Origin of the sequence: Flavobacterium zubiriense, assembly GCF_041729725.1 — a bacterium.
Lineage (GTDB): Bacteria > Bacteroidota > Bacteroidia > Flavobacteriales > Flavobacteriaceae > Flavobacterium > Flavobacterium zubiriense.
The window spans coordinates 22,335-46,416 of the sequence record NZ_JBCFQL010000016.1 but is presented as its reverse complement, the minus strand read 5'-3'; the positions used below and the strand labels follow the sequence as shown (position 1 = coordinate 46,416).

23 protein-coding genes and 1 pseudogene are annotated in these 24,082 nt (G+C 34.0%); 13 read left to right on the top strand and 11 right to left on the bottom strand.

All coding sequences use genetic code 11. From position 1 onward, the window contains the following. Positions 1-21: 21 nt before the first annotated feature. Positions 22-423: a lipocalin-like domain-containing protein gene (locus AAGV28_RS14080; protein WP_373407390.1), complete on the bottom strand. Its 402-nt coding sequence runs from the start codon at positions 421-423 to the stop codon at positions 22-24. Between the two features lie 405 nt (positions 424-828). Here AAGV28_RS14080 and AAGV28_RS14075 point away from each other — a divergent pair, with 405 nt between their 5' ends. Then, positions 829-1,053, top strand: coding sequence for a hypothetical protein (locus AAGV28_RS14075; RefSeq protein WP_373407389.1), 225 nt, complete (start codon positions 829-831; stop codon positions 1,051-1,053). Between the two features lie 68 nt (positions 1,054-1,121). Here the strand turns inward: AAGV28_RS14075 and AAGV28_RS14070 are convergent, their stop codons facing one another. From AAGV28_RS14070 to AAGV28_RS14055, 4 genes are all read right to left on the bottom strand, one after another. Next, on the bottom strand, positions 1,122-2,648 hold the full coding sequence (locus AAGV28_RS14070) for a DUF4394 domain-containing protein (RefSeq protein WP_373407388.1): 1,527 nt from the start codon (positions 2,646-2,648) through the stop codon (positions 1,122-1,124). 104 nt (positions 2,649-2,752) lie between these two features. Next, positions 2,753-3,409 carry an aspartate kinase gene (locus tag AAGV28_RS14065; RefSeq protein ID WP_373391330.1) on the bottom strand — a complete coding sequence of 219 codons (657 nt, stop codon included), beginning with the start codon at positions 3,407-3,409 and terminating at the stop codon, positions 2,753-2,755. A gap of 117 nt (positions 3,410-3,526) precedes the next feature. Further along, a complete protein-coding gene (locus AAGV28_RS14060) occupies positions 3,527-3,886 on the bottom strand; it encodes a YraN family protein (protein WP_373407387.1) in 360 nt (119 codons plus the stop codon). A 96-nt stretch (positions 3,887-3,982) separates the two neighbouring features. Beyond that, the gene (locus AAGV28_RS14055) at positions 3,983-4,882 is read right to left on the bottom strand and encodes a S66 peptidase family protein (protein ID WP_373407433.1); all 900 of its coding nucleotides are present in this window, start codon (positions 4,880-4,882) and stop codon (positions 3,983-3,985) included. A gap of 235 nt (positions 4,883-5,117) precedes the next feature. Between AAGV28_RS14055 and AAGV28_RS14050 the strand changes: the two genes are divergently transcribed. The 3 genes from AAGV28_RS14050 (at position 5,118) to amaB (ending at position 8,624) form a co-directional block, all read left to right on the top strand. Further along, entirely contained in the window at positions 5,118-6,218 is a 1,101-nt protein-coding gene (locus AAGV28_RS14050) for an endonuclease/exonuclease/phosphatase family protein (protein WP_373407386.1), read from the top strand. A 203-nt stretch (positions 6,219-6,421) separates the two neighbouring features. Then, on the top strand, positions 6,422-6,961 hold the full coding sequence (locus AAGV28_RS14045) for a 3-hydroxyanthranilate 3,4-dioxygenase (RefSeq protein WP_373407385.1): 540 nt from the start codon (positions 6,422-6,424) through the stop codon (positions 6,959-6,961). Positions 6,962-7,070: 109 nt separating this feature from the next. Further along, on the top strand, positions 7,071-8,624 hold the full coding sequence (gene amaB / locus AAGV28_RS14040) for an L-piperidine-6-carboxylate dehydrogenase (RefSeq protein ID WP_373407384.1): 1,554 nt from the start codon (positions 7,071-7,073) through the stop codon (positions 8,622-8,624). Between the two features lie 66 nt (positions 8,625-8,690). Here amaB and AAGV28_RS14035 read toward each other — a convergent pair whose 3' ends face one another. The 3 genes from AAGV28_RS14035 to AAGV28_RS14025 all read right to left on the bottom strand — a co-directional run bounded on the left by AAGV28_RS14035 (position 8,691) and on the right by AAGV28_RS14025 (position 11,202). Continuing rightward, positions 8,691-9,188, bottom strand: coding sequence for a DUF6646 family protein (locus tag AAGV28_RS14035; RefSeq protein ID WP_373407383.1), 498 nt, complete (start codon positions 9,186-9,188; stop codon positions 8,691-8,693). A gap of 24 nt (positions 9,189-9,212) precedes the next feature. Continuing rightward, positions 9,213-9,938, bottom strand: a complete 726-nt coding sequence (locus AAGV28_RS14030; protein WP_373407382.1) for a metallophosphoesterase family protein — start codon at positions 9,936-9,938, stop codon at positions 9,213-9,215. A gap of 124 nt (positions 9,939-10,062) precedes the next feature. Then, the gene (locus tag AAGV28_RS14025) at positions 10,063-11,202 is read right to left on the bottom strand and encodes an ATP-binding protein (protein ID WP_373407381.1); all 1,140 of its coding nucleotides are present in this window, start codon (positions 11,200-11,202) and stop codon (positions 10,063-10,065) included. Positions 11,203-11,481: 279 nt separating this feature from the next. Here AAGV28_RS14025 and AAGV28_RS14020 point away from each other — a divergent pair, with 279 nt between their 5' ends. The 9 genes from AAGV28_RS14020 (at position 11,482) to AAGV28_RS13980 (ending at position 21,285) form a co-directional block, all read left to right on the top strand. Next, the gene (locus AAGV28_RS14020; RefSeq protein ID WP_373391316.1) at positions 11,482-12,486 is read left to right on the top strand and encodes an AAA family ATPase; all 1,005 of its coding nucleotides are present in this window, start codon (positions 11,482-11,484) and stop codon (positions 12,484-12,486) included. A 99-nt stretch (positions 12,487-12,585) separates the two neighbouring features. Beyond that, on the top strand, positions 12,586-13,449 hold the full coding sequence (locus AAGV28_RS14015; protein WP_373407380.1) for a DUF58 domain-containing protein: 864 nt from the start codon (positions 12,586-12,588) through the stop codon (positions 13,447-13,449). 87 nt (positions 13,450-13,536) lie between these two features. After that, the gene (locus AAGV28_RS14010; protein WP_373407379.1) at positions 13,537-13,896 is read left to right on the top strand and encodes a four helix bundle protein; all 360 of its coding nucleotides are present in this window, start codon (positions 13,537-13,539) and stop codon (positions 13,894-13,896) included. 93 nt (positions 13,897-13,989) lie between these two features. Then, positions 13,990-15,615 carry a hypothetical protein gene (locus AAGV28_RS14005; RefSeq protein ID WP_373407378.1) on the top strand — a complete coding sequence of 542 codons (1,626 nt, stop codon included), beginning with the start codon at positions 13,990-13,992 and terminating at the stop codon, positions 15,613-15,615. Next, entirely contained in the window at positions 15,615-16,616 is a 1,002-nt protein-coding gene (locus tag AAGV28_RS14000) for a vWA domain-containing protein (RefSeq protein WP_373407377.1), read from the top strand. Before AAGV28_RS14005 ends, AAGV28_RS14000 begins: the two co-directional genes overlap by 1 nt. Positions 16,617-16,781: 165 nt before the next feature. Further along, positions 16,782-17,816 carry a VWA domain-containing protein gene (locus AAGV28_RS13995; RefSeq protein WP_373407376.1) on the top strand — a complete coding sequence of 345 codons (1,035 nt, stop codon included), beginning with the start codon at positions 16,782-16,784 and terminating at the stop codon, positions 17,814-17,816. 52 nt (positions 17,817-17,868) lie between these two features. Then, positions 17,869-18,630, top strand: coding sequence for a tetratricopeptide repeat protein (locus AAGV28_RS13990; protein WP_373407375.1), 762 nt, complete (start codon positions 17,869-17,871; stop codon positions 18,628-18,630). 125 nt (positions 18,631-18,755) lie between these two features. Continuing rightward, positions 18,756-20,507 (top strand): BatD family protein, encoded by a 1,752-nt coding sequence (locus AAGV28_RS13985; RefSeq protein ID WP_373407374.1) that lies wholly within the window; start codon positions 18,756-18,758, stop codon positions 20,505-20,507. A 34-nt stretch (positions 20,508-20,541) separates the two neighbouring features. Next, positions 20,542-21,285: a tetratricopeptide repeat protein gene (locus tag AAGV28_RS13980; protein WP_373407373.1), complete on the top strand. Its 744-nt coding sequence runs from the start codon at positions 20,542-20,544 to the stop codon at positions 21,283-21,285. A gap of 48 nt (positions 21,286-21,333) precedes the next feature. Here AAGV28_RS13980 and AAGV28_RS13975 read toward each other — a convergent pair. From AAGV28_RS13975 to gdhA, 3 genes and pseudogenes are all read right to left on the bottom strand, one after another. Next, positions 21,334-22,299 (bottom strand): annotated as a pseudogene (locus tag AAGV28_RS13975) (IS3 family transposase); the annotation flags it as partial. Further along, on the bottom strand, positions 22,209-22,508 hold the full coding sequence (locus tag AAGV28_RS13970; protein WP_373407372.1) for a transposase: 300 nt from the start codon (positions 22,506-22,508) through the stop codon (positions 22,209-22,211). The pseudogene AAGV28_RS13975 and the gene AAGV28_RS13970, both read right to left, overlap by 91 nt. A gap of 81 nt (positions 22,509-22,589) precedes the next feature. Further along, positions 22,590-23,933, bottom strand: coding sequence for an NADP-specific glutamate dehydrogenase (gene gdhA, locus AAGV28_RS13965; RefSeq protein ID WP_373407371.1), 1,344 nt, complete (start codon positions 23,931-23,933; stop codon positions 22,590-22,592). Positions 23,934-24,082: the final 149 nt, after the last annotated feature.

The following is a 24,082-nucleotide window of genomic DNA, read 5'->3' as shown; positions in this document are numbered from 1 at the left end:
TTTTTGAAAAATTGTTTTAGATTATTCGGCTTTTACATAATAGTCTACAAAAACTTTGTCATCTTCTTCGTACGTCAATTCTAAATCGTCACCTACGAACTTATAGGAGATAACTTCAACATCATCAGTCTCTTCGTTATCAATAGTGATTTTCCCGTTTTTGATAGTGTAAGTATATGTTGTTTCTCCGTCAAAAGAAATACATTCATCGCCATCTGTCTCAAAATATTCAGATACTAATGTACCGTCTGATTTTATATCAACATAGGTTTCTTTTCCACAATCATCAACTTCAACATCATCTGTAGAAAATAAATAGTATTTTCCAATTATTTTTTGTCTGTCTACATTGTCATTGTTATCATCATCACTACAAGAGAATAATAATACACATACACTAAAAAGTAAGTAAATTTTTTTCATGATTATTTTGTTTTAAAATTTAAGATAAATTTAACGAATGAAAATGTATTAAACAATCACTAAAAGTGGGTATATTTAATTATTTTTCATGTGTAAAAACTTATTAAAAATAGCTTTTTTTAAAGTATGGGTTTAATGAATCTGTAAACTAGTTTTTAACTGTTTTTTCTAAAGTAATTTGTAATGCAAAAGAATAACAAACCGCTAACGGCTTACGTTTGTTATTGACTTTTGAAAACCTAAGATCAACCTTCAGAGCTTTAGAATTGATGGAAATATTTCGGGAAGTAATCGTAATTAGTTTTTAGTATATTATTTTGAAAATGAAACACTTAGTTAAATTTGACGATTTATTTTTTTACCACTATCAAAAAAGATAACTTTGTTAAACTAAAATTTTAAGTTATGAATTTAGCCACCAGAAAATATAATTTCATTCAAGAGTTGACAACTATTGACGAAAGTTTATTGGAAAAACTTGAAATGGTTTTAAAAGCCAGCAAAAAGGATTGGTTTGATGATTTGAGCGCTGAAGAGAAAGCGGAAATTAAAATCGGTTTAAAACAAGCAGAAAAAGATGAATTTATTAGTCACGACATCGTAATGAATCGATTTGCTAAATATCATTAAAAAACCCAGTCAAGATTTTCGAAATCCTGACTGGGTTTTTAGTTAAAACAAAATGAAATTTTATATTTTTAGAATCCTAAACCAACCGCCATTGCAGTTGCTGTGATATTAAAATCTTTAATTTTTGTAGCTGCACCGGTTGTCAAATTCACAGAATATACGGCCGTTGTTCCTGCTACTTTAAATAATCCGTAAGCTTTGTTAGAACTACCTCCAATGTCAAAGTCATTATCTGATTCAACATCAATTCCTAAGGCACCAACTGAAACTAAAACTCCATTGTTTGGAGGTGTTTGATTGTAAAGCATATTCGTAGTATGATCGATAACAAATAAATTAGTGCTTGCAGTAGTAGCGAAATTATTGGTGTAAGCAGCTCCACTTACAGCAGGTGTTCCAGGGTTCAAGCTAACATCTGTTGCTGCTACAGTGCCTAGATCTGGGTGTAATCTTAAATTTTGACCTGTGTTGGTTACCAGTCTTATTCTGTCCACCATCGGATTAAAGTCAAATCCAATAAAAGTTCCTGACACTGCTGGTGTTAATGGGCTACCAACCGCAGAAACTTGTCCATTGGCAGTGTTTACGGTTAATAATCTGCTTTGGTTAGTGATAGCAAATAGTGCACCATTTGCAGGTCTGAAATCCAAACCAACTACCATTTCGTCGTTCAAAAGACCAACAAAATTTACTGGATTCATTGTTGGGTTTGTTGGATCGAATCGGTATAATTTGTTGTCTGAAGATGCTGCGAAGGCTACAGGATTAGTTTTAAAAGCAATACCAATCACTGCTAATCCAAAAGTACCAACATTATCAGCTTTTCCGGTAGTTAAATTAATTTTATATAATGTAGAAGCATTATTGTCGAAAGTAACCGCTAGTGCGCAACCGTTATCAGGGGTAATGTCAAAATTTCCAACTCCAGAAAAATCAACACCTAAAGATCCAACTTCTTCTAAAGTTCCGTTGTTTGGTGGATTTTGAAGATATAATTTATCCTGTGCAAAATCAATATCGTAAAGTTGTGTTGAAGAAGTCCCTGCAACACTATTAGTATAAGCGACTGCTCCAATATTCGGATTTGTGCCACCATTTATTGAACCATCAGTGGCCACAACTGTTCCTATCTCAGGATGCAAACGTAAATTTTGTCCCGTTGGAGTAACTAATCGAATTCTATCTACGGTTGGATTGAAGTCTATGCTGGCAATTGTTCCGTTTAGTGCTGGTGTAAAAGGAGCACTTCCTAGGGCGGTAGCCAAACCAGATTCTTCATTTATAAAATAAAGACGGCTAGAAGTCCCTAATCCATACAACTGTCCTGTTGCTGGTCTGTAATCAATACTTATAATTTTTTCTCCATTTGGCAAGCCACTAATGGGAGTTGTTGCAGTAGGTGTAGTTAAATTTTTAGCATTGTATTTTACAATACTATTATTATTTGTTATTGCTGTAAAATTAACATCAGGTGCAGTTGGCCCCATTTCCATATCTGATGAATTATTGTCATCATTACAAGAAAATGCAGTAAAAGCTATTGTCCCTAATAGCAACAATGAAGCAAGTCGATTAATTAAATTTGTTTTATTCATAATACAAAAATTTTAAGTTTTTGTTATTTACGAATAAAACAGATTTATGGTTTTGAAAAAGGTCGAAAACCTGGTTTATTTTGTGATTTTGATAACTGCTGTCTTTAGTTTTTCAAATCTTTAATCACTTTGAAAGCCACATCTACCTGGTCTTCGCCTACTAAAATAGTAAATTCATTTGAAGTTGAAATTACTTCGTTGATGATAATTCCTTCCCAGGCTAGACGCTGAAAAATGAAGTAGTAAATGCCTGGAACTACAATGTTTTCTTTTGGTAATTTCACCGTTATAGAAGCCAGATTGTCTAATTTCTGGATTAATTTTTCGCTAGAAAAATGCTTGTCTACTAATTTATTTACCGTATTACTTACCACAATGTTGATTTCATTTACGCCTCTTGAAGAAGTGTAAAAAACATCGGGAAAGGCATTGATGTCTGAAATTAATTCGGCTTGTTTGTTTAAAACCGTTTCAGAAACCGCAAAAGTATAATCAGTCAAAGCAGATCGAACTGTGATTTCACCTATATTTTTAATGACTTTATTGATCTTATGATTCAGTCTAAAGTCTAATTCTTCTGTCAATCGTTTTAACGACATTACAACAGCGCCTTGTTTTACTTCTTTTCCAAATTCACTCTCTAATTCCGACATGATGTTTCGGGATAAAGAGGTTAAATTGATAATTCCAAGAGACAAAGCATTCAATAAAAATGGTTTTGTTTTGATGTAATTCTCGACAATTGATGAAACAGTTTTCATAATAAAATAGGTATATTTACTTAGTTTTTTGTAGATTTACTTAGTTAAATCGTTAAAAATTTCAGCAAATATAATAAAAAAAACAATTTGTTACAAAAATAACATCAAAAAGTATAGTTAAAAGTGATAAAAAGCGTCTGTAATATGTTCAATTACAAAAGATTTATGGTCTTTTTGGATGGCAATAATATCAAATCGGACATTAATATCCAGATTTTTTTCAACTACGTAGTTGTCGATGGCTTTCGTAAGTAGTTTGATTTTTTTCGAATTGACAAAGTCCTGAGGAAGACCAAATTCAATTGAAGAACGGGTTTTTACCTCTACAATAGCCAGTGTATCTGCTATTTGAGCAATAATGTCCACTTCGGCTTTCTGAAAAGTCCAATTGGTCTCTAAAATCGTATAGCCATTGTTTTGTAAAAATTCAACAGCTAATTCTTCGCCAAGTTTTCCTAATTCGTTGTGCTCTGCCATTAGAAATAGTGTTCAGTAGTGAGTTTTAGTGTTCGGTGATTATACAGCAATTCTATTGAAATTGCTATTGATTTTTTTCATTACCATTGCAATCGATTAGTCCTCAAATAGTAATATGCTTTTTACTGGAGTAACTTCCATAGACACAGTACTTCCTAAAATTAAAGCTCTATTGTCTTGAATGTGTCCTGCTGGAAAATTATAAATAACAGGAATATTGTATTTTTTAGTTACATCTTCTATAATCTGAACCGCATTTTTCCCCCAGGGAATGTCGTTGTCTTTCATTTTTGTCATCGAACCTACCACAATTCCTTTGATGCTTTCCAGGCAACCATTGCGTTTTAAGTTCATCATCATACGGTCAATATGATATAAATATTCGTCTAAATCTTCAAGGAATAAAATTTTATCTTGACAATCAATTGCAGAGGGAGAGCCAAACAAACTATATAAAATTGACAGGTTTCCGCCGACTAATTCGCCTTTGGCTTTGCCAATTCTATTCATTGGATCCGAAGGAATTTCGTAACTCAAATTTTCGTTAAACAACGCTTTTTTTAATGTTACTTTGGCTTCAAGTGTTGCTCTTGGAGCAGTAACCGGCATAATCCCGTGAATGGTTTTATAACCTAAAGTATTCAAATGATTGTGCAAAACAGTAATATCGCTAAAACCCACAATCCATTTTGGGTTTTGTTTGAATTTAGTAAAATCCAATGTATCAATGATTCTCACCGTTCCATAACCGCCTTTTACACACCAAATGGCTTTGATGTTTGGATTATCGAGCTGTGTTTGAAAATCGGCAGCTCTTTGTTCGTCAGTGCCGGCCAGTTGATGGTTGTCAAGTCCAATGCTTTTGCCAATAACCACTTCAAGTCCCCAACTATGTAGTAAATCTATAGCGGGTTTTAGATTGTTATCAGTATATTTTCTGGCGGTAGCTACAATGGCAACTGTGTCTCCTTTTTGTAAAGCGGCTGGTGTAATCATGTGTTGGGCTTGACTGTTGAAAGATTGAAAAATTAAAATCAGGAAAGAAAATGCGCTAAAGAGTTGTTTTAAAAATTGCAATCGAGAAATAAGCATAATTAAGGTTTCCTGTGTAAATAAAAAAAATAAATGCTTTTGCGAAGCATTCAAACAAAGATAGCTAAATTCAAAATAATTTGTTGATAGTTATCTAAAATGGATTAAATTTACTAAAGTGCTTTAAATTGAGATGGTTATGCGTATTTTAAGATTGATTCTATCTATTGTTTGTTTGTTTTTAGTTCAAATTGGATTTTCACAGCAAAAAAGTTACCGAATCCATACAGTAGCTTTTTATAATTTCGAAAATCTTTTTGACACCATAAACGACCCAAGTACTAATGATGATGAGTGGACTCCACAAGGTGCACAACGCTGGACTGCTGAAAAATACCAGCAAAAACTGCAGAATCTAACTCGTGTTTTAACCGAAATAGGTAAACCAGCAAACACTAATTCGCCCACGTTTATTGCAGGTTCCGAAATTGAGAATCGGGGTGTACTGGAAGATTTAGTGCGACAGCCTCAAATGGCATTGCAGGATTATGGAATCATTCATTTTGATTCGCCAGATAAAAGAGGTATTGATGTGGCTCTGTTGTTTCAGAATAAATATTTTTCACCTACTTCTTATACAAATATTCCGCTTTACATCTACAAAAAAGAAGTTCAGCATCAGGAATTGATTTCCGCTTCAGAAGATGACGATGAAGTGGTTCAAAATAGCTATGACAATCGGGTTTTTACACGTGACCAACTCTTAATTACTGGTTTTCTGGAAGGTGAAGAGATTCATATTATAGTCAATCACTGGCCGTCACGTTCTGGTAGTGAGAAAAAATCCAGTCCGTTTAGGGAAGCAGCTGGAATGCTGAATCGGAAAATAATTGACTCTTTACAAAAAATAAATCCTAATGCTAAGGTAATTACAATGGGCGATTTGAACGATGGCCCTTTTAATAACAGTATTAAAAAAATCCTTGGTGCCAAAGGGCAAAAAAAAGAAGTTCCTGAATTAGGCATCTATAATCCATTTGAAGAAATGGCCAAAAAAGGTTTGGGAACAATTGCTTACAGAGATTCATGGGATATTTTCGACCAAATTATGGTCACAGAATCACTAATAAAAAGCGATTTTTCTACTTATCAATATTGGAAAGCAGGTATTTTTAATAAAAGCTATTTGATTCAAAATTCCGGACAATACAAAGGTTATCCCAAACGGCATTCGGCAACCGAAGTGGGTTTTAGCGATCACTTTCCTGTATATATTTATCTGATTAAAGAAGCTAAATAGATATAAACAAACGGTTTGAAATTTTAACCGCAAAGATTACAAAGGATTATGCAAGGAACGCAAAGCTTTGCGTTCTTTGCGTTTTTAAAGATAAAGAATAATTTTTCATTGCGTTCTTTGCGGTTAGATTAGTTTAGTCTTTTTGTTTATAAAACCAAAATTCTTTTTTTCGTACCTTAGCTTTTCTTAAAAAAAAACTCAAAATGGCAATTTCAAGACCTTTTAATCTTACCAAATGGATTGACGAAAACCGTCAATTGCTAAAACCACCCGTTGGTAACAAAAATTTGTATGTAGATTCTGGCGATTATATTGTAATGATTGTTGCGGGACCAAATGCCCGAAAGGATTTTCATTACAATGAAACCGAAGAATTATTCTATCAGTTAGAAGGTTCGATTCAGGTGATTATTCAGGAAGAGGGCGAGCGTCATGTTTTAGAACTTAATCCTGGCGATATGTACCTTCATCCAGCTACGATTCCGCATTCTCCTGTTCGTTCCGAAGGTTCCATCGGTTTGGTAATTGAGCGAAAAAGAGCCAACCAAGGTTTTGTAGACGGATTGTTATGGTATTGCGATAGCTGCAATCACAAGTTGCACGAAGTGTTTTTTGAACTCAACAATATCGAAAAAGATTTCTTGCCGCATTTTGAGCATTTTTACAATTCTGAAGAACTACGAACTTGCAAAAAATGCGGAACCGTTATGGCAACCGATCCAAGATTTACCGCTAAAAAATAATTTTTTCAGGAGCTATTTCCCGTTATCCGCTCTATCTTTTACTTTTTAAAGAAAAAAGTAAAAGGATGCCGCTTCTACCGGGGCTAAAACACCAAACCCACTCATTATCATGACAACAATCGCAATACAATTTGGAATAAAAGAAGCTTTAACGCAATTAGGAATCCGAGAGGTAAACGAAGGCACTTCAACAGGAAAGTCCTCTTTTTCTTCAGGAGCAATTCTGGAAAGTTATTCGCCAGTAGATGGTCAGTTGATTGCAAAAGTTAAAAAAACTTCAGCAGCCGATTACGAAAAAGTAATGCAGGCCGCTACCGAAGCTTTCCAATCTTTCCGATTAATTCCAGCACCACAGCGAGGAGAAATCGTGCGTCAGTTTGGAGAAAAATTACGTAAAAATAAAGAAGCCTTAGGAAAATTAGTTTCTTACGAAATGGGGAAATCCTTGCAAGAAGGTTACGGCGAGGTTCAGGAAATGATTGACATCTGCGATTTTGCCGTTGGACTTTCCCGACAATTGCACGGTTTGACCATGCATTCTGAAAGACCCAATCATAGAATGTATGAGCAATATCATTCTTTAGGTGTGGTTGGAATTATTTCGGCATTTAATTTCCCAGTTGCCGTTTGGGCTTGGAACACTGCTTTGGCTTTAGTTTGTGGAGATGTTTGTGTTTGGAAACCGTCTGAGAAAACACCACTTTGCGGAATTGCCTGTCAAAATATTTTGGCACAAGTTTTACAGGAAAATAAATTGCCAGAAGGAATTTCCTGCTTAATCAATGGCGATTATAAATTAGGAGAACTATTGACTAAAGATTCCCGAATTCCGTTAATCTCCGCTACAGGTTCTACCCGAATGGGAAAAATTGTAGCGCAAACTGTGGCAGCTCGTTTAGGTAAATCTTTATTGGAATTAGGTGGAAACAATGCCATTATTGTTACTCCGGACGCCGATATTAAAATGACCATTATTGGTGCTGTTTTTGGTGCTGTTGGAACCGCTGGACAACGTTGTACTTCTACGCGGCGTTTGATTATTCACGAAAGTATTTATGATAAAATCAAAGAGTCGCTAGTTGCTGCTTACCAACAATTGCGCATTGGAAATCCATTGGACGAAAAAAATCATGTTGGGCCATTAATTGATATTGATGCTGTCGAAAAATACGGCAAAGCCTTAGAAAAAGGAATTTCCGAAGGAACTAAAATTCTTGTGGATGGAGCGGTACTTTCGGGAGCTGGATATGAAAGTGGTTGTTATGTTCAGCCAGCCATTGTTGAAGCTGATAATAGTTTCGAAATTGTACAACAGGAAACTTTTGCTCCTATTTTATATTTGCTAAAATATTCAGGAACTGTAGAAAATGCTATTGCTATTCAAAATAATGTTGCCCAAGGATTGTCTTCGGCAATTATGACCAACAACTTGCGAGAAGCCGAATTATTTTTATCCGTTACAGGTTCTGATTGCGGCATTGCTAATGTGAATATTGGAACTTCAGGTGCCGAAATTGGAGGTGCTTTTGGCGGTGAAAAAGAAACGGGTGGCGGTAGAGAATCGGGTTCTGATGCTTGGAAAGTCTATATGCGAAGACAAACTAATACCATTAATTACGGTAGTAGTTTACCTTTGGCACAAGGAATAAAGTTTGATTTGTAAAGACAACCTAAAAAAAAAGGCAAATCGATTTCTCAATTTGCCTTTTTTTTTAGGTCTAAAATCTTTTTACAAATTAAACGAAGCTCCAATATTAAATGTAAATTGATTGTTCAAACGATCAAAACCAGTGGCTTCCGGCTTGTATTTAGCAATTGGAAAACCTATTTCGCTTACTATTCCAAAACCTTCCGTAAAGAGATAACGAGCTCCCAAATGTGCGCCAAAGTTTCTTAAACCTAAATTTAGTCCAGGGTAAATATCTACTTTTTCGCTAACATTGAAAACATTTCCTAAATTGGCATTAAATCGAGCCTTAATGTCTACTCTGTCTCCAAAATCAGGCTTGTTTCCTAGGTCATCTTGGCTAACAGATAATAAATAAGAGGTTAAGAATCCAATAGAAATATTTTCTCCCAAACCAAAATCGTTAGAAAAACGAATTCCAGATCCATGTTCTTGGATGTTGGCAGTAACATCAAATTTGGTATCTCCTTTTCCTTTAAAAGCTTGTGCGTTTATGAAACATGTTGTAATCAAGATAATTAATGTGAATGTTTTTTTCATGATACTTTTTTTGCGTAAATGTACTTAATTTCTCCCTTTTTCGTCAAAATATAGGTTGCTTAATGGTTCACTTTGCCAATATTCTTTACTATCAATATCCATTATGGTTAACGGGCCTTTAAAAGCTGCTCCCGTGTCTATATTCCAGATGCAAGCTTTTTTTACAGGAATGGTTTCTCCAATTCGGGAAACTGGAGTATGACCAATGTAAATTTCATTATACAAGGTAAATCTTTTTGGGTACAATAAATCATCAGGAAGCATATTTTTATCCAGAGCCAAGGCTGTTTCCCACAAGGTTCTGTCCCAATAAAATAATTTTGGGAAATATTCGTAATTAACTCCATTCATGTTTGTAAAACCAGCGTGAATAAACAAGCGCTGTTCATCATCCAGATAATAATCTTGTAGGGATTGTAAAAATTCGATGTGAGACTGCTTGGTTTCATTATTCACTTTTTCGTAAGCTATTACTGTTGCTTCGCCACCATGATTGTACCATAAAAGATTATCGGTGCTGTCTTTTAACCAATGCAATAATAATTCGTCGTGATTTCCTCTAATAAAAACACAATCATTTGTGGTGTTTAAAGCAATCAAATAATCGAGTACTTGTGGCGATTGGCTCCAGCCATCTACATAATCGCCTAGAAAAATGAGTTTGTCTTTTTCGGTAACCTGAGCTCTTTCCATAATTTGATGTAAGGCGCGTAAACCACCATGAATATCTCCTATAACTAATGTTCTCATTTTTCTTTTGATGTATGCTTTTAAAATTCTAATATAATAAAAATAGATAAAAGAGAAAGAAAAAAACAACAGCTTTCTGATTTTTTTGTTTTGTAATGTAAAATAGAATAGTAGAGAAATGGGTTTATTGAACGTCGTATTTCATTTTTCGTAAAACACGCATGGCTTCTTTAAAAGATAAATAAACGGACGGAAAGGCTTTTAAGTGGGTTTTAGCATCAATCAATTTTTTCTTGGCATTTTCAAACCCGTTGAGGTAACAAATCATAAAAGTAGAAGGTAAATTTTCAAGATCTTTGAGTTCTCTGGGAGTCAATTGGATTCCTTTTTTGAGTTTGTTTATCAATGCTTCATTGTTATTGTAAATATGATAAAGCATTTTTTTATTGAAAACAGGCGGTTCAAAAAGCATTTTGTTTTCAATTTTATAATAGCCATTTTCAAAAAAATAAATGGTTTGTTGTTCCAATGGATAATAACTCGTTTTATCGTTCAAACCCAGCGGAACATATTCGATGATGGTAAAAGTATCTTCGTCATAAGAAATAGTAACAACGTCCTGAGCCGAGTAAAATAATTTAATATGTTCATTAATTAACTCAATATCCACACGAGATAAGAAGGTTTTTTCCCGAACCGTTTTAGGGATTCCCGCCCAGCAAATAACGAATAATTCTTTGAAAACCTTGTATTTTGGCGCCATGTCCTTGTGCCTGAAATTCATAAAGTCAAAAACACCGTCTAGGGTATATTTGATGTTATTTCGGGAGTTGTTTTCAAGATCAATTACGGTTTCAGTATTCGGGTAATTTTTTTCTATTTTGTCTTCAACAGGTGTGGTGTTGCTACCTCGTCTTACAAAAACACTATGGATAGGAATGGTGTAAATTCCTTTTTTGAAAGAGGAAATTTTATTCTTTGGTTTGATGGTTACTAAACCTATTACTTTGTCTTTGGGTAAGTTAGGGAAAGGAACATTTTCGTACTGGATTTTAGGCGGATTTTCTAAATAAGCGTTAATTAGATTTTGAATGTGACTATCGTCAAAAAAATCAGCTCCTATAATTTCATTGTCCTGGTCTTCGACCCCAACAACAATATAAGAATTATTGGCAGGATTGGAATTAGACAAAGCGCAAATGTGTTTTAAGAACTTAGCTTTACCTTCTTTAGTGTGTAAATTCAACTGACGTTTTTTGTCGTAAAAACTATTTTCATCATTATGAGCGAGTAAATTTTTTATCAATAGTCGTTTGTTGATCATGTTTTTTGTTGCACTTTGTTGTCAATTCTAACCCCTTTAATTTATGCTAATTGGATGCTTTTTTATCACTTTTATTTTTCAAATAAAATGAATTTATCAAGCTTTTAAAAGTATAATTCTTAAAGTTCTTAAAATTATGGAAATTGTATCATAATTAGTCCTTAAAATTGAAGGATTGGCAGAAGTTTTAACCATTTTTTAACATCTTAGCTGTAAAAAAAAATTCAATTTGCACTCTCAAAACTAAGGGGTTAAATTCAAGGTATTAAAAATAATTTTATGGAAGAGAATACGTCGACTTTAGACATTAGAGCAATCAATGAAAAGATAGAAAGAGAGAGTGCTTTTATAGACCTTCTTACTATGGAAATGAACAAGGTGATTGTGGGTCAAAAGCACATGATTGAACGATTATTGATTGGATTACTAGGGCAAGGTCATATTTTACTGGAAGGTGTTCCAGGATTAGCAAAAACATTAGCTATTAATACACTCTCGCAAGCAGTTCACGGATCTTTTAGTCGTATCCAGTTTACACCGGATTTATTACCTGCCGATGTTGTAGGGACTATGATTTACAACATCAAAGCAAATGAATTCTCAATTAAAAAAGGGCCTATTTTCGCTAATTTCGTTCTTGCTGATGAGATTAACCGTGCACCGGCTAAGGTGCAATCGGCATTATTAGAGGCCATGCAGGAAAAGCAAGTTACTATTGGTGATACTACTTTTAAATTAGAAAAACCGTTTTTGGTTTTAGCTACGCAAAATCCAATTGAGCAAGAAGGAACCTATCAATTGCCAGAAGCGCAAGTCGATCGTTTTATGTTGAAAACGGTGATTGATTATCCTAAAATGGATGAAGAACGATTGGTAATTCGTCAAAACTTAACTGGAAGTTACGAGAAAGTGAATCAAGTAGTTTCTGTGGAACAAATTTTACGTGCGCAACAAGCCGTTCGTGAAGTGTACATGGATGAGAAAATTGAGAAATACATCTTAGATATTGTTTTTGCTACTCGTTACCCAGAGAAATACAAATTAGCTGACTTAAAACCATTAATCAGTTTTGGTTCTTCGCCACGTGGAAGTATCAATTTAGCTAATGCAGCTAAATGTTATGCGTTTATTAAACGTCGTGGTTATGTAATCCCTGAAGATGTTCGTGCCGTAGTTCATGATGTATTGCGTCATAGAGTGGGAGTAACTTATGAAGCAGAAGCTGAGAATATTACTTCGGTTGACATCATCAATAAAATTATAAACGAAGTAGAGGTACCTTAATCCTCCCCAACCCCTCCAAAGGAGGGGCTATTGGAGTGTTAAAATTTCTAAGTATATCGACAAACAATTCCTCCCCTTTGGGGAGGTTAGGAGGGGAAAATGGATACAAAAGAGCTTTTAAAAAAAGTACGAAAAATAGAAATCAAAACCCGGAGATTGAGTGATCATATCTTCTCAGGGGAATATCATACTTCTTTCAAAGGGCGTGGAATGACTTTTAGTGAGGTGCGTCAATATCAATATGGAGATGATATTCGAAATATTGATTGGAATGTTACCGCTCGTTATAATGAAGCTCACGTAAAAGTTTTTGAAGAAGAACGAGAGTTAACCATGATGTTAATGGTTGATATTTCGGGTTCGGAGAGTTTTGGTTCTAAAAATCAATTTAAAAAAGACATCGTAACAGAAATTGCTGCAACGATGGCTTTTTCGGCTACACAAAACAACGATAAAATTGGATTGATTTTATTTTCAGACCAAATCGAATTGTATATTCCACCTAAAAAAGGAAGATCACACGTTTTGCGTATCATTAGAGAATTGATCGAATTTGAACCAAAAAGTCATAAAACAGATATTGCTCAGGCATTGAAATTTTTGTCGAGTACTCAAAAAAAGAAAGCTATCGTTTTTATTATTTCCGATTTTATGTCGGTTGATTATGAGCAAACTTTGAAAATTGCTGCTAAAAAACACGATGTAACTGGGATTCGTGTGTATGATATTCGAGAACAAAAAATGCCAAATCTAGGAATGGTTCCGATGCTGGATGCTGAAACTGGAGAAATGCAATTAGTAGACACGGGTTCTAAAGTAGTTCGAATGAATTATGAGAAATATTACAATGATCAATTGAATTATTTTAAAGAAACCTTCAGTAAATCACGTTCTGGTGTAGTAAATACCAGAGTTGACGAAAGTTATGTAACCAAATTATTGGGCTATTTTAAATCGAGATAAAGATTTTTGATTGAAGATTAACGATTTTTGATCTAGGATTTGGTTGGAATAAAGAATTAGAGTTTTTGAATTAAATTTTTATTAGAAATGAATAAACAAGAACTGGAGAATAGATTGATAGATTTTGCAGCAACTATAATAATTGTTGCTAGTAATTTTGAAAAAAATTATGCAGGAAATCATTTAGCAGCTCAAATTATTCGTTCAGGAACATCTCCAGCTTTAAATTATGGAGAAGCCCAAAGTGCCGAAAGTAGCAAAGATTTCGTTCATAAAATGGAGATTTGTTTAAAAGAATTAAGAGAAAGTTTTGTCTGTTTAAAAATTATTGAAAAAGCAAATTTAACAACAGATCTGAAGAATTTATCGAATGCAAAAATAGAAGCCAATGAACTAATTTCTATTTTCGTATCAAGTATTAAAACGGCTAAAACAAATATGAAATGATTTTGAAAAAAGAATGATTTAATGGTTTCGAGAAACATCTGAAATCAAAAATCGTTAATCTTCAATCTCAAATCAAAAGTTCCCAATAAAAGGATGAAAAAAATAATATTATTACTACTACTTTCTACCACCATTTTTGCACAACAAAAAAGAGTAGAAACAAGTATCGATACCACAAAAAATAAAATAGGAGCCGAATTTAAATTAACGATAAAAACATCCGTAGATACTTTGTCTAAGGTTGTTTTTCCTAATTTAAAAAATATTGGTGCGCTGGAAGTAATTCAGTCTTATCCTGTGGATACCGTAAAAAACAACGACCGTTATGAGTTGATTAAAAAATACGGATTAACGCAGTTTGATTCGGGTCGTTACGTAATTCCTAGTATCCAAATTCTGATCAATAAAAAACCATATCAAACCGATTCGATTGCTGTTGAAGTGGCAAATGTTCAAGTAGATACTTTAAAGCAAAAAATGTATGACATTAAGGATATTCAAGCTGCTAATAATGCCTTAGGAGATTGGTGGAAATACCTTTTAGCATTGATTGTCATTCTTGGAATTGGTGCGGGAATTTATTGGTATTTGAAAAACAAGCAAAAGAAAAAAATTGAAGAAGAAGTCTATAAAACGCCAATAGAAAAAGCCACTAGTTTATTGAATAACCTGGAAAAGAAAGAGCTTTGGCAAAAAGGAGAAATAAAAGAATATTACAGTGAATTGACTGACATTGCTCGAAATTATATCGAAGAAGCAATTGAAATTCCAGCAATGGAAAGTACAACATCCGAATTGATTTTGGGATTAAGAGCGGCTTCGGTTAGAAAGAAAATGACGCTTACTCCAGAAACTATCGAAAATCTGGAAAGAGTGTTGAAACAAGCCGATTTAGTAAAATTTGCAAAATCAAAACCGCTTGAATACGAAATTACCGAGGATAGAAATAAAATCCAAAAAGCAATTTTAACATTAGACAATTCGATTCCGGTTGAAGTCGCTGTGGAAGAAGATACTTTATTGAACGAAGCACAGCGACAAAAACAAATTGCACTTCAATTAAAGAAAAAAAGAAACAATCGAATTGCCGTAAGCGTAGCTACTGTACTTTTCTTATTGTTAGCAACCACATTTTATTTCATGGTAACTAAAGGATTTGATTATGTGAAAGACAATCTTATTGGGCATCCATCTAAAGAATTATTAGAAGGCGAATGGGTTAGAAGTGAGTATGGAAATCCTTCGGTAATAATCAAGACTCCTAAAGTTTTAAAACGAACTGATTTAACTAAATCATTGCCTAAAGAAGGATTAGCGTTGGTTAAAGAAATGCAGTCTTTTGTTTATGGTAGTTTGATAGATTCATTCCATTTGATGGTTTCAACTTTGAAATACAAACAGGAAGCGCAAATTGATTTAAAAAAATCTATGGAAGCTTATTTGCAATACATGGAATCTCAAGGCGCACAAAATATGATTGTGAAACAAGAAGATTATGAAACTAGAGAAGGCATCACGGGATTAAAATCATACGGAACTTTCACCAGATTAAATGAGTTAACGAATGAAAAAGACAGAATGTATTATGAAATTTTGTTGTTTAGCCAAGAAGGAGGATTACAACAGGTTTTGATTTTACATCAAGAAGGAGATAAGTATGCAAATGAAATTTCAGAACGAGTGTTAAGCTCAGTAGAACTAAAACAAGGAGGTAGATAATGGCAAAAATAACTTTTTTAAATCCAGAGTTTTTTTGGTTGTTTCTTTTAATTCCATTGGCCATTGTTTGGTTAGTTTTAAAGAAAAACCAGCAATCAGCAACCTTAAAAATAAGTTCGATTAAAGGTTTTAAATCCTCACAATCATTCTGGACAAAATTAAAACCCTATTTAAGTGTACTTCGAATAGTGGCGTTAAGCTCTTTAATTGTGGCTATGGCAAGACCAAGAACGGTAGATATTAGCAACAAAACCAAGACAACAAAAGGAATTGATATTGTTATGGCAGTAGACGTTTCTGGAAGTATGCTGGCTAAGGATTTAAAGCCCAACCGAATGGAAGCTTTAAAAAGAGTAGCTGCTGACTTTGTTGAAGAAAGACCAAATGACCGAATAGGATTAGTAGTCTATGCCTCAGAAGCTTACACAAAAACTCCGGTGACTAGCGATAAAGCCATTGTAGAAGAAGCTATAGGAAGTATAAAATACGATAATGTTTTGCAAGACGGAACAGGAATCGGGATGGGATTAGCCACAGCAGTAAATCGTTTAAAAGACAGTAAAGCCAAGAGTAAAGTCATTATTTTATTGACCGACGGAGTAAATAATGCAGGTTTTATTGAACCAGAAACTGCTGCTGATATTGCCAAACAATACGGAATAAAAGTATATACTATTGGGATTGGGACGAATGGAATGGCGGAATTTCCGTATGCAATTGGTCCAAATGGACAGTTTTTGTTCCAAATGATGAAAGTAGAAATCGACGAGCGATTGATGAAAAGCATTGCTCAAAAAACCGATGGAAAATATTTTAGAGCCACCAGCAACGATAAATTGGCTGAAATTTATGGAGAAATCAATAAACTGGAAACTACTGAAATAGAAGAGTTGAAATTTTATGATTATGACGAGAAATACAGACCTTTTGTTTGGTTGGCTGGATTTTTACTTTTACTCGAAATTGGATTAAGAAATACGGTTTATAAAAGTTTCATTTAAGAAATATTGATTTTAGTTAAAATCAATATTTCTTAAATGAAACAAAAATCAATTTTTTGAAATTCCAAATTCCAATGATTGGAGTATAAATTTGGAATTTAATTTTTTCAGCTTTCGTTGCTACAATTGGAATTTGGTTTTTGATATTTGGAATTTAAATAATTTATGGAATTAGACGAAAAAAAATATTTATACTTACTTTTTATACTACCCATTGTAGTGTTACTTTTCCTGTTGAATATGTATTGGAAAAGAAAAAAACAACAAGAATTTGGTGATTTAGAAATTGTAAAAAGATTGAGTCCGGAAAGTTCGGTTTTTAAACCCGTGTTCAAATTAGTTGTTATTGTTTTAGCCCTGCTCGGGTTGATTTTAGGATTAGTAAATCCAAAAATAGGAACAAAATTAGAAACGGTAAAACGCGAAGGAATCGACATTGTTTTTGCAATGGACGTTTCTAAAAGTATGCTTGCTGAAGATGTTGCACCTAATAGATTAGAAAAAAGTAAACAAGTTGTTTCTCAAATCATCAATCAATTAGGAAGCGATAGAATAGGAATTGTAGCTTACGCAGGAAGTGCATTTCCAGTTTTGCCTATTACGACCGATTATAGTGTGGCAAAAATGTTTTTGCAAAGCATGAATACCGATATTGTTTCTTCCAGAGGAACCTCATTGGATGAAGCGATCAAATTATCATCGACTTATTTTGATGAAAAAAGCAAGACTTCTAAGTTATTGATTCTTATTTCGGATGGAGAAGATCATTCTGAAGGAGCACAAGCTGCCGCCGAAGAAGCAAATAAACTAGGAATGCGTATTATTACGGTAGGAATTGGAACCGAAAAAGGAGGAACAATTCCGTTAAAAAGAAATGGCGTTGTAGAAAGTTACCAAAGAGATCAAAATGACGAAGTGGTAGTTACAAAATTAAACCGAACTGATTTGGATGCCATTGCAAAAGCAACAAAAGGGGGTTATGTGAGCGGAAATAATACCAAAGAAGTGGTAGAATACATCAAGAAAACCTTAGATAATATTCAAAAAACCGAATTTGAATCGACTCAAATGGCCGATTTTCAATCGCAATTTCAATGGTTTTTAGGATTTGCATTTTTGCTTTTATTCCTAGATGTATTCCTTTTAGAGAAAAAAACCAATTGGGTGAAGAAGTTAAACTTATTTAACGACGAAAAATAAATGCTAATTCCTTTGAAGCATCACTTTTGAGGAAGAACATAAAGAAATGAAAATGAAAAATTGTATTAAATACGGATTTACTTTTTTTGCACTGCTATTCCTTAGTTTAGGAGGAATATTGGCGCAGCAAAAAGACAATATTTTGCCTAAAGCAAATGAAGAATACAAGGAAAATAAGTTTGCCGAAGCGGAAGCTAATTATAGAATATCAAATTCAAAATTCCCAAATAGATCGGTTTCGCCATTTAATTTAGGAAATGCTATTTATAAGCAAAATCAAGCTTCGGAGGCAAAATATGCTTACGCCAAAGCTTTAAAAAACGCGAGATCAAGAATTCAAAAACACAAAGCCTATCACAATTTAGGAAACGTGTTCATGAAAGAGAAAGATTATACCCAGGCGGTAGAAGCTTATAAAAATGCGCTAAGAAACAATCCTGCTGATGAGCAAACCAGATATAATTTTGCCTTGGCTAAAAAAATGCTAAAAGAAAATCCGCCACCAAAAGACAAAGACGATAAAAACAAAGACAAGAATAAAGATCAAGACAAAAAGGATCAGGACAAAGACAAGAAAGATCAAGATAAAAAAGACCAGGATAAGAAAGATCAAGACAAAAAGGATCAGGATAAGAAAGACGGCAAAGACAAAAAAGATGAAAATCAGCCGCCAAAGCCACAGCCAGGTGGAATTTCTAAAGATCGTCTAGAAAATCTTTTGGATGCAGTTAACAATGAAGAGAAGAAAATTCAGGACAAAGTAAACGCTAAAAAAGTAAAAGGGAAACCCGTTCAAACAGAAAAAGATTGGTAAATAATTGAAGAATTTCCCAATTAGATAATGTAGAAGAGGATAGATAATTAGGATTTTCAAGTAACAATATAATATACTCCGTTTTGACTCCCTCTCCTTTGGAGAGGGTTGGGGAGAGGAAAAAAATGAAAAGATATTTAATTTTATTGCTATTATGTTTTCAAGGACTTTCGGCTCAAGTACAGTTTGAGGCTAAAGTAAGCAAGAACACACTGGGTTTGAACGAAAGACTTCGTGTGGATTTTGTTATGAATATTGATGGAGATAATTTTGACGAACCTTCTTTTGAGGGTTTTAGGGTTATTGCAGGGCCAAGTCAGCAAGTGAGTCAATCCTGGGTTAACGGAAGAAGCTCGTTTGAAAAAATCTATTCTTATTATTTGATGCCCAATCAAAAAGGGAATTTGGTTATCAAACAAGCTACCATAGAATACAATGGGCAAGTGTATAAAACTTCGCCAATAAGAGTTAATGTTACTGCAGCAGTTGAACAGCCAAAAGACCCAAATGACACTAGTGTTTCTGTAGACAACAATTTGTATCTCGTTGCCGATGTTTCTAAAACAAGTCCGTATGTCAACGAACCCATTACGGTCGTTTACAAATTGTATTTCAGTTATAATATTGGAATTACAAATTGGAGAGAGCTTGGTAAACCTAAATACAATGATTTTTGGAGTCAAATTATTGATGTTAAACAATTGGCTCTTGAAGAAGGGATGTTCAAAGGCGAGAGATTCCGTTATGTTGTTTTAAGAAAGACGGTTTTATATCCTCAAAAATCAGGTAAACTCACTATTGAACCACTTTCATTAGATATTGATGTGCAATTGCCTACCAATCGTAGAAATATGTTTGGACAAATGCAAATCAAAGAAGATAGCAAAAGAGTATCTGCAGGAGCTAGAACTATAACAGTTAAACCATTACCGGAAGCAGGAAAACCAGCTGATTTTTCGGGTGCTGTAGGGAGTTTTGATTTTAAAGTTACACCAAGTAAATCGGCACTTAAAAATGGTGAAAGTTTAGATTTAGTGGTAAGTGTGGCAGGAAAAGGGAATTTAAAATTATTTAGTTTACCAAAACCAGTTGTGCCTAATGCATTAGAAATGTATGATGCGGTTCATAACGAACAAGTAAATACGCCACTTTCTGGAATGGCAGGAAAAATATCCGATAGTTACACGATTATTCCGCAATACAAAGGCGATTATCCTATAAAGCCAATGCAGTTTTCTTATTTTGATTTGAATTCCGGAAGGTATAAAACCATTACTTCTCCAGAAATAATCATTAAAGTGCTTGATGGGCCAACACAAGTTGTAGCTAGTGATTCGAATTCAGGAACAGGTAAAAATCAGGTGGTGGCTAACGAACAATTTAAGTACATCAAGTTACAAACTAAGTTAGAACCTATTACAGCCAATGATTTCTTTGGTTCCAACTTATTCTATAGCTTGTTGCTGATTCCTTTTGGATTGGTGCCTATTATTATTTTGGCTAAAAATAAAAAAGAAGCAATTGATGGCGATGTTGTTGGAAATAGAATCAAGAGAAACAACCGACTGGCGAAGAAATATTTATCGGAAGCAAAAAAACAAATCAACAACAAAGAACCATTTTATGTGGCACTTGAAAAAGCGATGCATAATTTCCTGAAAGCAAAATTGCATATTGAAACTTCCGAAATGAGTAAGGACAATATTAAGGAAATCCTGTTGTCTAAAAATGCTAATCCAGAATCAATCAATGAATTTATTGCACTTACTGAAAACTGTGAGATTGCGAGATACGCACCTTCATCCAGTGCAACTATTCAAAAAGATTACGAAAAAGCAGTAAGTATTATTTCTGATTTAGAAAAACAGCTTTCTTAAAAAAGATTAACCAAAGGATACAATGAGTACTAAAATGAAGAATATATTTTACATATTATTGCTAGTAAGCCAGGTTTTCTTTGCCCAAAGTGGCTTTGAAAAAGGAAATGATTTGTATAAAAATGGCAAATATGAACAAGCTATTGATGCCTACAACTCTGTTTTGAGTGTTAAAAAACAATCCGCAGATTTGTTTTTTAACTTGGGAAATTGTTATTACAAATTGAACAAAGTAGCGCCAGCAATTTACAATTATGAAAAAGCTTTGGTGCTGAAACCTAATGATGATGATATTGCCAATAATTTAAGATTTGCTCAAAAACGTACCGTGGATGAGATAAAAGTAGTGCCAAAAGTAGGTTTTGAAAAGCTGCTTCGTGATTTCACTGGAAATTATCATTATAATACCTGGGCTTGGATTTCAGTTGCTTTTTCGGTGCTGTTTTTAGTATCGTTTTTAGGCTATTATTTTTCAGCATTGGCACTCAACAAAAGACTCTTTTTCTTCGGAATGTTCCTAATGCTCGTATTGTTAGTTATTAGTGTTTCCTCGGCTATTTTCGAAAGAAGTTATTTTAAAAATGAAAAACCAGCTATTGTTTTTGCTGAAATGACGGATGTAAAAAGTGAGCCTCAAAACAAGGGTGCCAGCGTTGTAATCTTGCACGAAGGGACCAAAGTTTTTGTGAAAGAAAAAGTAGATAATTGGAAAAAAATTGAATTGACTGATGGAACCGAAGGCTGGATTGATAGCGATGCGATTCGAGAAGTCAAATAAAGAGTAATCAGTGTTCAGTGGATATGCAAATAAAAACTGCACAATAAGTTAAGCTACATTTTTGTAATTAATTTGATTATTAAATTCTTCTATTGTTTTATAATTTAAAGCTGAATGTCTTCTTTTTCGATTGTACCAAATCTCGATGTATTCAAAAATTTCCATTTTCATTTGTTCTTTAGAGATGAGTTTATTTCCATAAATCAATTCGGTTTTCATAGATTTAAAGAAGCTTTCGGCTACTGCATTATCCCAACAATTCCCTTTACGGCTCATACTACTGGTTATTTTTTTATAGGAATCAAGAACATTTACAAACTTTTTGCTGGCATACTGAACACCTCTATCGGAGTGAAAAATTAAACCTTGTTCAATATTTCTGTTTTTGACTGCCATTTTCCAAGCACCAAGACTTGTTTGTTCAGTGCTCATCCCATCACTTAAACTCCAGCCAATAATTTTTCTGTCGTACAAATCCATAATGGTTGTCAAATAAAGAAAACCTTCTTTGGTTTGAATGTAAGTGATATCCGAAACCCAAGCTTTTGAAGGTTTATTGACAACAAACTCTCTGTTTAGTATATTTTCAACCGTTAGATAATTGTGATTAGAGTTTGTTGTTACTTTAAACTTCCTGCTGAGTTTGCTTTTAAGGCCAAGAGCTTTCATATATTTCGCAACTGTTATCCTTGAAATTTGATACCCCAAATTTTGAAGTTCCATTGCTATTCTGGGACTTCCATAGCGTTGTTTGGACTCAAAATAGATTTTCTTTATCTGTTCTTTTAAAGTAATTATCCTTTTTTGAGCAATTGTTATATTTACTCTTCTCCAGCGATAAAAACTCCCTGTTCTGATTTCTAAAACACGACACATTTTTTCAATCGGAAATATTTTTTCATTCTTTTTAATGAAATAGTATTTCATCGACCGCTCTTGGAAAAAATGCCGATTGCTTTTTTTAATATATCGCGTTCCAACTCTGCATCTTTGAGCTTTTTCTCTAATTCGTGAATTTTTGCTTGCTCTGGAGTTTGTTTTAAATTTCCTTTTCCAGGAAAACTTCCTTCTCCAAAGGTCTCAAATTCTTTGCGCCATTTATATAATTGTTGGGCTGTTATACCTAATTCTCTTGCAAGATCTGAAACATTGGTTCTGTCATAGCCCAGTTGAACTGCCTGTTCTTTAAAACTGGCATCATAAATTTTACGGACTTTTTTCATAAGTTAAAATTAAGATTTATTCTTAACTTATTGTGTCGGCTAAGTTAGCATGTCCACTAGTCACTAGTCACTCAAAAAAAACTACACTACCCCCTGAGCTAGCATCGCATCGGCTACTTTTACAAAACCGGCAATATTAGCTCCTTTTACATAATCAACATAACCCTCTTCATCGGCACCATATTGCACACAAGCTGCGTGAATATTAAGCATAATGGCTTTTAGTTTTTCATCGACTTCTTCGGCAGTCCAACTCAATCGCAAGGAGTTTTGAGACATTTCTAGTCCTGAAGTGGCCACACCACCAGCATTAGAAGCTTTTCCTGGAGCAAACAAGATTTTAGCATCATGAAAAACAACTACTGCCTCATAAGTGGAAGGCATATTTGCTCCTTCGGCAACACAAAAACAGCCGTTAGCTACTAGGGTTTTAGCACTTTCTTCATCCAATTCGTTTTGGGTGGCACAAGGCAAGGCTATATCACATTTTTGGCCCCAAGGCTTCTCATTTTCATAATATTTTGCATTAGGGTATTTTACAATATACTCACTAATTCGGCTTCTGAGTTCGTTTTTCAAAAACATAATATGAGCTAATTTATCCCCATCAATTCCATCAGCATCATAAATATAACCTCCGGAATCTGACATGGCTACAACTTTAGCCCCTATTTGTGTTGCTTTTTGCACGGCATATTGCGCCACGTTGCCTGAACCTGAAACCACAACAATTTTATCTTTTAAATCCTGACCTTTAGTTGCTAGCATACTTTGCGCAAAATACACCGTTCCATATCCCGTAGCTTCAGGTCTTATTAATGAACCTCCAAAAGAAATTCCTTTTCCGGTTAAAACTCCAGTAAATTCGTTTCTGATTTTTTTATATTGTCCAAATAAATACCCTACTTCTCTAGCACCAACACCTATATCTCCAGCAGGAACATCCGTATCAGCACCGATATATTTTTCTAACTCCGTCATGAAAGCTTGACAAAAACGCATGACCTCAATGTCTGATTTTCCTTTTGGATCAAAATCGGATCCTCCTTTTCCACCGCCCATTGGCAAACTGGTCAAACTATTCTTAAAAGTTTGTTCGAAAGCTAAAAATTTTAAAACACTTAAATTTACCGTCGGGTGAAAACGAAGACCACCTTTGTAAGGACCAATAGCCGAATTCATTTGGATACGATACCCTCTATTTACTTGGGTTTGCCCCTTGTCATCAATCCATGCCACACGAAAAATCACAATCCTATCCGCTTCCACCATACGTTCTAAAAGCATTTTATTTTTGTATTTTTCATTTTGTTCAATAAAAGGTATTACAGTTTCGGCAACTTCTAAAACCGCCTGTAAAAACTCTGGTTCGTTAGGGTTTTTTAAAGTAACCCCCTGCATAAAATCGGTAATAATTTGAGACATAATATCTTGTATTTTTAGTGTTAAAAATTTTTGCTTCTACTACAAATATACATTTTCTAAGGAAATCCAATTTAAAATTAACTAAATTAAAGAAAGAATTATCTTGTAAATTATAAAAATAAATTAAGGAAATTTAATTCTTGATATAG